This is a genomic window from Mycobacterium sp., assembly GCF_035314905.1.
GTDB lineage: Bacteria > Actinomycetota > Actinomycetes > Mycobacteriales > Mycobacteriaceae > Mycobacterium.
On record NZ_DATFYW010000067.1, the window covers coordinates 1 to 10,744 of the forward strand.

At 66.9% G+C, this 10,744-nt stretch carries 7 protein-coding genes and 2 pseudogenes; 4 read left to right on the top strand and 5 right to left on the bottom strand.

What is annotated here, in order from left to right; genetic code table 11:
- Positions 1–441: 441 nt before the first annotated feature.
- On the bottom strand, positions 442–2,589 hold the full coding sequence (locus tag VKG81_RS05145) for an IniB N-terminal domain-containing protein (protein WP_324390325.1): 2,148 nt from the start codon (positions 2,587–2,589) through the stop codon (positions 442–444).
- A 1,355-nt stretch (positions 2,590–3,944) separates the two neighbouring features.
- Here VKG81_RS05145 and VKG81_RS05150 point away from each other — a divergent pair.
- A complete protein-coding gene (locus tag VKG81_RS05150; protein ID WP_324390327.1) occupies positions 3,945–4,649 on the top strand; it encodes a hypothetical protein in 705 nt (234 codons plus the stop codon).
- Between the two features lie 58 nt (positions 4,650–4,707).
- On the opposite strand, the gene VKG81_RS05155 is transcribed toward VKG81_RS05150, so the two are convergent.
- On the bottom strand, positions 4,708–5,310 hold the full coding sequence (locus VKG81_RS05155; RefSeq protein ID WP_324390329.1) for a hypothetical protein: 603 nt from the start codon (positions 5,308–5,310) through the stop codon (positions 4,708–4,710).
- Between the two features lie 116 nt (positions 5,311–5,426).
- On the opposite strand from VKG81_RS05155, the pseudogene VKG81_RS05160 reads away from it, so the two are divergent.
- A pseudogene (locus tag VKG81_RS05160) lies at positions 5,427–5,693 on the top strand (monoamine oxidase); the annotation flags it as partial.
- Between the two features lie 9 nt (positions 5,694–5,702).
- On the opposite strand, the gene VKG81_RS05165 reads toward VKG81_RS05160, so the two are convergent.
- From VKG81_RS05165 to VKG81_RS05175, 3 genes are read right to left on the bottom strand one after another with little or no spacing between them, the layout of a single operon-like run.
- Positions 5,703–6,167 carry a DUF5078 domain-containing protein gene (locus VKG81_RS05165; protein WP_324390331.1) on the bottom strand — a complete coding sequence of 155 codons (465 nt, stop codon included), beginning with the start codon at positions 6,165–6,167 and terminating at the stop codon, positions 5,703–5,705.
- A 5-nt stretch (positions 6,168–6,172) separates the two neighbouring features.
- A complete protein-coding gene (locus VKG81_RS05170; protein WP_324390333.1) occupies positions 6,173–9,061 on the bottom strand; it encodes an MMPL family transporter in 2,889 nt (962 codons plus the stop codon).
- Positions 9,058–9,489 carry an MmpS family transport accessory protein gene (locus VKG81_RS05175; RefSeq protein ID WP_324390335.1) on the bottom strand — a complete coding sequence of 144 codons (432 nt, stop codon included), beginning with the start codon at positions 9,487–9,489 and terminating at the stop codon, positions 9,058–9,060. Before VKG81_RS05175 ends, VKG81_RS05170 begins: the two co-directional genes overlap by 4 nt.
- Before the next feature lie 291 nt (positions 9,490–9,780).
- Between VKG81_RS05175 and VKG81_RS05180 the strand changes: the two genes are divergently transcribed.
- Together VKG81_RS05180 and VKG81_RS05185 are read left to right on the top strand one after the other, a co-directional pair.
- Complete coding sequence (locus VKG81_RS05180) at positions 9,781–10,116, top strand: DUF732 domain-containing protein (protein WP_324390337.1); 336 nt, start codon at positions 9,781–9,783, stop codon at positions 10,114–10,116.
- 374 nt (positions 10,117–10,490) lie between these two features.
- Positions 10,491–10,744, top strand: a pseudogene (locus VKG81_RS05185) (hypothetical protein); the annotation flags it as partial.

Here is a 10,744-nt window from a genome sequence, read left to right on the forward strand (position 1 = left end):
TCGCGGTGGCGAGTTGGTCGGCCAACAGCTTCTCAACATCGATAGGGTGGGGATTGGTCATCGCGTTGTTCTCCTTCGATTGACTTGGCGGTCGTTCGAAGGATCACGCGATGACCGTCCTCTACCCGGCTACGACACGCCGCCGGCCCCGAAGCCCCATACACCACTCGCCTGGACGCAACTGGGATTAAGGCGGTGGCAATCAAACCACATTGCGTGGTGTGCGGTTTCTCAAGTGACGCCGCGGGTTCCGTCGAATTCTCCGATACTGTCCGTAGTTGGCGGCCACCGACCGCAAGTGACGGCGATGAGATTCTCGGCCGTAACCGCGATTTCGGCGGGGCGAGCGTCGGGTCGACTGCCGTGTATGGGCTGACCAGTTATGACCGCGAATTGGCGGGGACCGTCGAGGTCCCCGCCGATTGGCGTCAATGGCTCCGCTCAGAACCCCACATGCGGGTCGACGTGCGTGTGCGTCGACGCGTCATTCTCGACCGGAGTGGGGTGCGATAGCGACGTGTCGTGACCGGTGTCGAATACCGAGTGACTCGATGAATCGGTGCCCGACTGGGCCGACGAATCGAATACCGGGTGATCCGGCGTGTCAGTGACCGCATGGGTCGACGAGCTGATGCCGGAGTGCTCGTCAATCGTCGTCGACGTGTGGTTGGGACTGACCGAGCTGACGCCACTGGTGTGGACGCTACTGTCGGAGGCGGTGATGATCGAGCCGCTGTGTGCTGCGGAAGTGACATCGCCACTGGCCGTCGTCGACCCGCTGTCATGGATGGCATTGCTGTCGCCGACTGAGACGGTCGAACCGTGGCCACCTGCAATGGCACTCTGGTCGACGCTGCTGTGGCCGCTAAGCGCTGCACTCTCGTTGCCGAGGATGTCGCCGTGGCTGCCACCCGCTGCTCCGACCGTAGCGCCACCTGCAGCGTTCACCCGTCCGGCTGAGGCGACGCCACCAGACGGGCCCGTGACTTGGGCGTTGGTGTGGCCGCCCAGCGCGGTGCTCTCATGGCTGAGGAAGTCTGCGCTCCCCCCACCACCGGCTCCGACGGCTGCGCCACTGGTGGCGTTCTCGTGGCCAGTCAGACTGACATCACCGAATGGGCCGGCCGCTTGAGCGTTGGTGTGGCCGCCCAGCGCGGCGCTCTCATTGCTGAGGAAACCGGCTGCTGCGCCACCACTGGCGGCGGTCTGTGCACTCGGGGTTGCACCGCCCAGCGGGTTCGTCAGGCCGGCGCTCGCGGAGCTGTTCATCGCGGCACCTCCCTGCGCGGCCAGGCCGTCGCCGTAGTTGCCGCCGACCCCGGCCGCTCCGCCACCGCTGGCGGTGACCTGATCACTGAGAGTCGCGCCGCCCAACGGGTTCGTCAGTCCGGCGCTCGCGGAGCTGGTCATGGCGGCACCTCCCTGTTCGATCAGGCCGCCGCCGTAGTTGCCGCTTACGGCCGCCGCTCCGCCACCGCTGGCGGTGGCTTTGTCGGTGAAGTTGGCAGCCGGGCGTTCTTGTCGCTGCTCAGCCCGGCGCTCGCCGTCGAAACCGCCACCGGCCGGACCACCCAGCTCGGCTTCGCCGGCGAGCCTGGCACCGCCGCCAGCTCCGAATCCGCCTTCACCGCCGACACCGGCTCCGCCGCCCAGCCCGGCGCGACCGCCTAGTTCGGCTCCGACTCCGGCACCCAGTCCGGCTCCGCCGCCAAGTCCGGCGCCACCGCCGAGCCCGGCACGACCGCCCAGTCCGGCTCCGCCACCGAGTTCGGCGCCGCCGCCGAAGCCGCCTTCACCGCCGAACCCAGCGTCACCGCCTAGTCCGGCGTCACCACCGAGCCCGGCACGACCGCCGAGTTCGGCTCCGCCGCCGGCCTCGAATCCGCCTAACCCAGCGTCACCGCCCAGTCCGGCGCCACCGCCGAATCCGGCTCCGCCGCCGGCCTCGAATCCGCCGCCGAAGCCACCTTCACCGCCGAGCCCGGCACCCAGCCCGGCACCCAGCCCGGCACCGAGCCCGGCGTCACCGCCGAATCCGGCTCCGCCACCGAGTTCGGCTCCGCCGCCGACCTCAAATCCCGCGCCGACCTCAAATCCGCCGCCGAAGCCACCTTCACCGCCGAGCCCGGCGTCACCGCCGAGCCCGACACCACCGCCGAGCTCGGCTCCGCCGCCGGCCCCGAAACCGGCACCGCCACCGTCGTCGAATACGGGCCCCACCGGAGCACCACCGTCACCGCCCATCTGGATGGTGTCGTTGCTGAACAATCCGCCGTCGGGTTCCGGCACGAACGTCGGTCCAGGCGCAAATGCCGGCGGGGGCGAATACATCGAGGAGGGGTCGACAACCGGTTCTGAGGGCAGCGGGAAGCCGAACTGGTTTGAGACCGCTTGCTGCAGACCGGAGATCGGATCGCCGTCGCCAAGAGCCAACCCGGGGATCGCGCTGCTCGCGACGGACTGAAGTTGATCAGGGCTGACGTCGGACAGGCCGGCGTTGGCAAGTGTCCCTGCCGGGTCCGCGGCGAACGCCTGCGCGGCGCTTTCGTTGCGGAAGAGGTCGAGGATGAATTCGAGCACGGGGTTCATCTGGAGCGCCTTTCGGGTTTCTCGGAAAGCTCATCGCGGGTGTCATCCGGTGATCTGATGACCACGGTATGGACCAGCTCAAGCCCCGCACACGGGGTCGGCACCCCTGCCTCACAGGGGCAGTTCTGGGCTATGCCAGCAATCTCGGTTAGGGGATTAGGGGATTTGCAGGGAAAGGTGGGGTGACTCCCAGCGGTATCTCAGCTCAGGAGAGTTTTAGGAGCGGGACCAGTCAGCGTGCTGAGAAATTCAGCGTTGGTTTGCTATCCCCGATAGATGTCCAGCAGCGAAACTGCGCCGAAGTGCAGATCTGTGATGTCGAGGCGCGCATTAGTCAATTGCTGCGATCTATGACTACTTATCGTCGCCGACGTCAATATGCGGCCAGGTCGCGGGCCGGTGACATGGTCTCCGGTAGGCCCCGACTTCTATCGGATGCTGAACAAGAAATTTGACAAACACGCTCACTGGCAAAAGGCGCAAAGCTCGCCCAACCATCTTGTTCGTGGCGGCACCGCTAATCGGCCCGGCTCACTGCTCGTCGCTCTTATGCTGGTTTGCAGCTTGTCCGGGCCACGGGGGAGAGTGGATCGTCGCGCTTTGATGCTGGCCCCGCTGAGAGGGCGGTGCCACAGATGACTTGCGAGTCGTGCGGCACGCTGCTTCGGGACAACGCCAAGTTTCGCGACCGGTGCGGCAAGCCTACGACGACGCCCACAAGGACCGCCCACGATGAGCCCGTTGCGCTGCAGTGATGTACCCAGGTGACGTGCAGAGCCACATGCACCCCGAAAGGCGGGGCCGTGTGCGCAAGGACCGCGGATTCGGCTGATCCCTTTGACGCTTGTGTGCCTGAGCGTCCGGATCGGTCGCACGGCACGTTGTCAGCAGCGTGCCAGGTGGTTCGAAGCACGGTCACCTACCGTCAATGCAGGGGCATCATGAAAATGAAGCAACTGCTTTCAAGAGCAGCTATCGCCGCCGCTCTGGCGGTAGCCGCGACCATCCCGCTCGGCGTCTTCACGACCGGTGCGAGCGCGGGCGTCGCTAACGCCGACCCGGCCCCGCCTGCACCCCCTTGGCCACCGCATGTCGGTGGGGGCGGGGGAGCACCTCGTGGCGGGCCGGTGCCGTCTCGTGGTGGCCCCGGACCGGGCGCGCTGGCGCCGCGCGGCAGACCGGGTGGGCCACCGGCCGAGGTCCGCGGACCGGGATGGGGCGGAGCACCGCGGGGCGGCCCGGTCGGACCGGGCGGGCCGCCCGCCGAGATCCACGGACCGGGCGGGCCGCCCGCCGATATCCACAGACCGGGCGGGACTCCCGGGGACTTACGCGGGAACTTGCGCAGACCCGACGTGCCGACACCGCAGGGTGCCCCCGCACCGCATGGCGGCACGGGGCGGCCTCCAGCGGACTTGCGCGGGGACTTCCGTGGGCTGGGGGCGCCGCGCGCGGACCTGCGGGGACCGCGCCTGCCTCCCGGACAATTCCGCGGGGATTTCCGCGGACCCGGCGCGCCGCCGCTTCCGGGTTTCCGCCCGGGCTTGCACGGCCCCGGCGCGGCTGCCGGAGACTTCCGCGGGGATTTCCGCGGGCCCGGCGCGCCGCTCGGAGACCTGCGATGGGACAAGGACTTCCGCACGCCGGGCGATCACTTGGGTCCGGCGCCGTGGCACGGGGGAACACCGCCGTGGGGAGACGGTCGACCGCCGTGGGGGTGGGGGCCGCCGCCACCGCCACCGTGGAACGCCGGCTGGGGTCAGCAGCTCGGGAACTGGGGGCCGCCGCCGTGGGGCTGGGGGCAGCCACCGTGGGGGTGGGGGCCACCGCCACCCGCCCCGTGGGACGGATGGATCGGGCAGCCGTGGGGCTGGGGTCCGCCGGCGCTGTTGGATTGGGACGACTGGGCGTACGCGTCGGGCTGGACACCGCAACCCTTTGACTACCTCGGAATCTCGGTCGTCCCGGTGTGGGATCCGTACTACCAGCAGTGGGGTTTCTGGGAGTTCGGGATTTGGATCCCGCTGCCGTTCCAACCGCCAGCGCCGTACGGCTATTAGCGGCTAGGGCGGCTATGAGCCGCGCGGCCTCCAGGACCCGGTCGCGAACACCGCGGCGTCACCAGCCGATGCCGAGCGCCTGACACGTGGCCACCGGACCCCCGTAAGCCACGATGCTGTCGGTCCACGCCGCCTCGTCATACTGCGTGCCCGGTCCCGGGCGGACACTTGCAACGAACAGCTGCATGTCGTCGATGTAGCGCTGCAAGCTGCGGGTCAGCAAGCGCGGCGGGGTCGCGTGCGCATCCAGCGCCTGCTGGGTGCGGCGCGCCCAGTCCTGGGTGTCGGTGACGAATTTCGGCAGCGCCGCGTCTCGCTCGGGCGACCCCGGCTGCCCGGTTGCCAGGAAGGCGTTACTGCGGTCGTCGTTCTCCTTCATCAGCGGCGCGATCGCCTGGCACAGCGCCCGATCCGCCGCGGTCGACGCCTGCGGGTCCGCCGGTGCGGTGGACGTCGGTGCGGGTTGGCGCACCAGCGACACCACGGCAACCACAAGCGCCGCCGTCGCGAGCAGAATGGCCAGCACCGTGCCTACGCCCAACAGGATTCCGCGGCGCGATCTCGGCGGGGAGCCGGCCTGCGAGAACAATGGGCGATCCGGCCGGAACCGCGCGCCGGCCGACCCTGGCGCTGAGCCGATTTCCTCACCGCGAGTGCTCATCGCCCCAGCGTAGGTTTTTGACCTGGGGATCACCTTTGCGTCCCGTGCCCGGCGAAGGACGCCGACGAAACGACCTCAACGGCCAGACCCGGGGGGCACTCGATACCAAGCCGCTGCCTGCCGTCCGCCGGCTCGGACGCCTCGGTGAGGCCGAGCGAAAAGCGGCCGTCATCGGCTAACTGGTCGACCGGTTCGGCGCGAACGCAGCCTCGCCGCTCGTGCTGACCGAATTCGGCCACGCCCTCCGCGAGGCGTGCGGGCGCATCCAGTCGGCGGGAACCGAGAGCTCGGCCGTCATGTGCGGCTGGGTCGATGGCGCCGTCCGCTCCGGTGAGCACGCGGCCACCCAAGTGTTGGCAGCCGAAACCGTGGCGGCGGCCTGAGTCAACGGCCTAACTCAGTCCGTCCCAGACGGATGCGTCGTCGGCCGGGTAGTTGGCGCAGTTGTCGGTTTCCTTTGCCGCAACGCCCTTGTTGTTGAAGAAGATCTTCGCCCAGTTGGGCCACGCCAGGGTCATGGGATCGGCGAAATTCGTCGCCATCTGTTCGGAGTAGGCCCTGCGATCCGTCGGACTCAGCGAGTAGAAATAATGCGCGCTGTCGATGGCGGCCTGCTGCACCTCGGGCGGCTTGTTGTGCTTGTCGATCATGTACCGCTCGTAATAAACCGGCTCGAAGTCCCGCGCGGCGGCGAGGATCTGCTCGGCCGTGCAGGTCGTGATGATCATCCGGTGCGGTATCGGGTAGTCGTCGGAGGCGTCGGCCGCGGCCACTGCCGGGAACGCCGACGCGGCGATGCCGAGGGCGACGACCGCGACGCAGCTGCGAAGGACAGCGCTGGGGTGCCGCTGGCTCATGACGGTCACTGTAGTGCTCCTTGTGTACTCCCGACTTCTGAATTACCGACCGGAATTGGTTCGGTGACGGCGGCACGGTGCTGCGGCCTCGGGGGGCGGCTGCGCACCCGCTGCGGCCACCAGAACCAGCGACCGAGAAGCGCGGCGATGGACGGCGTCATGAAGGAACGCACCACCAGGGTGTCGAACAACAGCCCGAGGGCGATCGTCGTTCCCACCTGACCGATGACGCGCAGATCGCTGACCACCATGGAGCCCATCGTGAAGGCGAACACGAGGCCGGCCGAGGTGACTACCGCACCGGTGCCCGCCATCGCGCGGATGATTCCCGTCTTCAATCCGGCGTGGATCTCCTCCTTGAACCGCGACACCAGCAGCAGGTTGTAGTCGGAACCCACCGCCAGCAGGATGATGACCGACATCGCGATGATCATCCAGTGCAGTTGGATGCCGAGGATGTCCTGCCAGATGAGCACGGAAATCCCGAACGAGGCGCCCAGCGACAACAGCACTGTTCCGACGATGGTGAACGCGGCGACCACACTTCGGGTCAGTATCAGCATGATGATGAAAATCAGGCACAGCGAAGATATTCCGGCGATCATGAGGTCGTAGTTGGAGCCCTCGTGCATGTCCTTGTAGGTCGCCGCGGTGCCGCCGAGGTAGATCTTGGAGCCCTCCAGCGGGGTTCCCTTGATGGCCTCGAACGCCGCATTCTTGATCGGGTTGATGTGCGCGATCCCTTCGGCGCTCGCGGGATCTCCTTCGTGGGAGATGATGAACCGAACGGCGTGCCCGTCCGGTGACACGAACATCTTCAGGCCGCGCTTGAAATCGGGATTGTCGAAGACCTCCGGGGGCAGGTAGAACGAATCGTCGTTCTTGGACGCGTCGAACGCCTGGCCCATGGCGGTCGCGTTCTGCTGCATGGCTTGCATCTGGTCCTGCAGACCGCCGAAGGTGCTGCGCATCGTCAGCATCATCGTGCGCATCGTCCGCATGGTGTCGATCATCGGCGGCAGCAGCGCGAGCATCTGCGGCATCAACGCGTCCAGATGGTCGAGGTCCGGCATCAGGTTGGTGATGTCGTCGGTCAGCGTGTCGATGCCGTCCAGCGTGTCGAACACCGATCGCAGCGACCAGCAGATCGGAATGTCGAAGCAGTGCGGCTCCCAGTAGAGGTAGTTGCGCAACGGCCTGAAGAAATCGTCGAAATCAGCGATGTGGTCCCTCAAGTCGCTGATGTCGGCCACCATGCCGTGCATCTTGCTGACCATGTCGTGGGTGGTTTCGCTGATCTGCCGTACCAGGTCCTCCATGCGCTCCATGGTGTTGATCACGGTCTGCATCTGGTCGGACATGACCAGCATGTCGTTCATGCGGGCCTGCATGTAATCCATGTTCATTGTCTGGGTGGTGCCCTGCATGCTGATCTGGAACGGGATCGAGGTGTGCTCGATCGGCGTTCCCAGCGGCCTGGTGATGGCCTGCACCCGGCCGATGCCGGGGATGTGGAAGATGCCTTTGGCGATTCTGTCGATGACCAGCATGTCGGCCGGATTGCGCACGTCGTGGTCGGTCTCCAGCAGCAGCAGCTCCGGGTTCAACCGGGCCTGGGGAAAGTGTCGGTCGGCCGCCGCGTACCCCTCGTTGGCGGGGATGTCGGCGGGCAGGAAGTGGCGATCGTTGTAGTCGGTCTTGTACCCCGGCAGGGCAAGCAGTCCCACCAGCGCGAGCGCGGTCGCTGCGGCCAGGATCGGGCCGGGCCAGCGCACGACGGCCGTGCCCACCCGGCGCCAGCCACGTGTCCTCAGCTTCCGCTTGGGGTCGAACAGGCCGAACCGGCTGCCGATGGTGAGCAGTGCGGGTGCCATGGTCAGTGCGGCGATGACGGAGACCAGCATGCCGATCGCCAACGGGATACCCAGCGTCTGGAAATACGGCAGCCGGGTGAAGCTCAGGCAGTAGGTCGCGCCGGCGATGGTCAGACCCGACCCCAGGATGACGTGGGCGGTGCCGTGATACATGGTGTAGAAGGCGGTTTCGCGATCCTCGCCGGCCGCACGGGCCTCTTGATATCGGCCGACGAGAAATATCGCGTAGTCCGTTCCCGCCGCGATGGCCAGTGTCGTGAGCAGATTGACCGCGAACGTCGAGAGGCCGATCCAGTCGTGATAACCCAGGGTTGCGACGATCCCCCGGGCCGCCGCCAGTTCGATGAACACCATCACGAGGACGAGGACCACGGTGATGATCGAGCGGTAGACCAGCAGCAACATCAGAAAGATCACCCCGATGGTCACCATCGTGATCAGCCTGACGCTCTTGTCGCCGGCGTGGTGCTGATCCGCCGTGAGCGCCGCGGGGCCGGTGACGTAGGCCTTGAGCCCCGCCGGCGGCGGATCGCTGGCCACGATGTCGCGGACCGCTTGCACGGACTCGTTGGCCAGGCTCTCGCCCTGGTTGCCGGCCAGGTACAGCTGAACGTAGGCGGCCTTGCCGTCGGCGCTCTGCGATCCCGCCGCCGTCAGCGGGTCGCTCCAGAAGTCCTGAATGTGCTCGACGTGTTTGGTGTCCTGTTCGAGCTTCTTGATCAGGCCGTCGTAATACTGGTGGGCTTCGTCGCCGAGTTGCTGTTCGCCTTCCAGGACGATCATCACCGAGCTGTTGGAGTCGAACTCCTTGAAATCCCGGCCCACGCGTTGCGTGGCCCGCATCGACGGCGCGTCGTTGGGTGCCAGCGACACCGAGTGGTCTTGACCGACGACTTCCAGCTGCGGTGTGGCGATGTTGACGATGACGGTGACCGCCAGCCAGAACAGCAGGATCGGCACCGAGAACAGCCGGATCATCCGGGGGATGATCGGGTGCGCGCCGATGTGTGTGTTGGTCATGCGGACTTGACCAGGCAGAAGGTCTGGGCGTTGACCTCGTCGGATACTTTCTCGTCCTTGACCTGGCCGTTGACGGTGATGCGGCATCCGATGCTGTCACTGTTGCCCTGGGCCACGATGTTGGCGCTCGCCGCCGGGGCGGTGGTGGTCAGGGTGAGTGACCACGGCAGCGTGGTGTCCTTCACCTCCTGCGGCTGCGCCTCCAGATCGAGGTAGTTGATCGTCGCCACGGTCCCTGCCGGTCCGAAGATCTCGTACGTCACCCGCTTGGGGTTGAACGGTTTGGTGTCGTTGGCCAGGCCGCTGCCGGCCCGGCTGAGCTCCGTCTTGCCGAACACCCCGTGCAGCCGGAAGACGCAGAACCCCGCGATGGCGACCACGACCGCGATGACCAGCACTATCCACACTCGCCTAGCCGCCCGGATCATTGGAACCCTCGCCGCCCGTTTGTCCTCAGGTAACCGGTCTTCATTGTTCCTGGTGGCGCCGACTCGTGACCGCGGCTTGACGGTGCTGCCCAGTGCCGGGCCCCGTCCACGCCATCTCCACCACCCTCTCGCAATTTCCTTGCGTCGCGACAGATTAGCTCATTTAACTGAATTTTGCGTACCCTACCCCTGTAACTGAGAGTCCACGGGCGGCCGTTCCCCCAGTTGCGCGGCGTTGTTCGTCCGTTCCCGCTCAACGTGTGCCGTTGCGCCGGCGTATAGTCACCGCCCGTGAGGAAGACAGCGGCGCTGGCGGCAACCGCCGCCTTGGCGATCGCCCTGGCGGCGCCTTCGCACGCCGACGTCGATACCGATTTCGCCACCCAGCTTCATACCTACGGTATCTACGGCCCGCGCGACTACAACGCGTGGCTGGGCAAGATCGTCTGCGAGCGACTGCACAAGGGCGTGGACGCCAACGCGGACAAGTCGGCCGGCTTCATCTTCGCCAACCTTCCGCCGCACAGCACCCCGACACAGTCGTGGCAGTTCCTCGGAGCCGCGATCAGCACCTACTGCCCGGACGAGACGCCGGTCTGGGAAAGCGCCGCGGCGCAGCATAGTTGACCGCACGGCCGGGTCTCTGCCGCCGCCGCACGACGAAATGATCGCCGAGCATCGGGCCTCGAACCCACAGCCTGACAGTGTGTTTCGTTGATGCCCCGCTCGCCGGCCGGCAGGGCTCACAGCACCTCGTCGACATGACAAAGCCGGTCCATAGCGCTGCCACAGGATCTGCGACGAATGTGGGATCACGGCGGAGACCCGCCGGGCGGCACAAAAGGATCCGACAATGCCCAACCGCGACAATCCACTCGCGGCCGTCATCGCGGCCGCTCCGCGTTGCCGGTCGCCCTTGTCCGCCCCGGTCGCTGCCACAGCCCGGCAGTCGGGCCCCGCGTTGGCAATACCTGATACAGCTCGGCGACGAAGGTCTTTCGGTGTCTCGGACGCACCTGGAGTTCGGCGTCGGCGATTCGCGTACCTACCGGTTGGATGCCGACGGATTCAGCCAGCTGACCGTCGACCATTCGATGGTGCAGGAACTGATCGACGCCGGCGCGGTCACCGCCGCCGAGGGCGGTCCGTTCCGATCGGCAACGTTCTCACCGGGGCGGTGCTCGCGGGGATCGACCATCCGCCCGACATCTGGCTGCTGCCGATGCGCCCGGGCGACCGCATCCTGGTGTGCTCG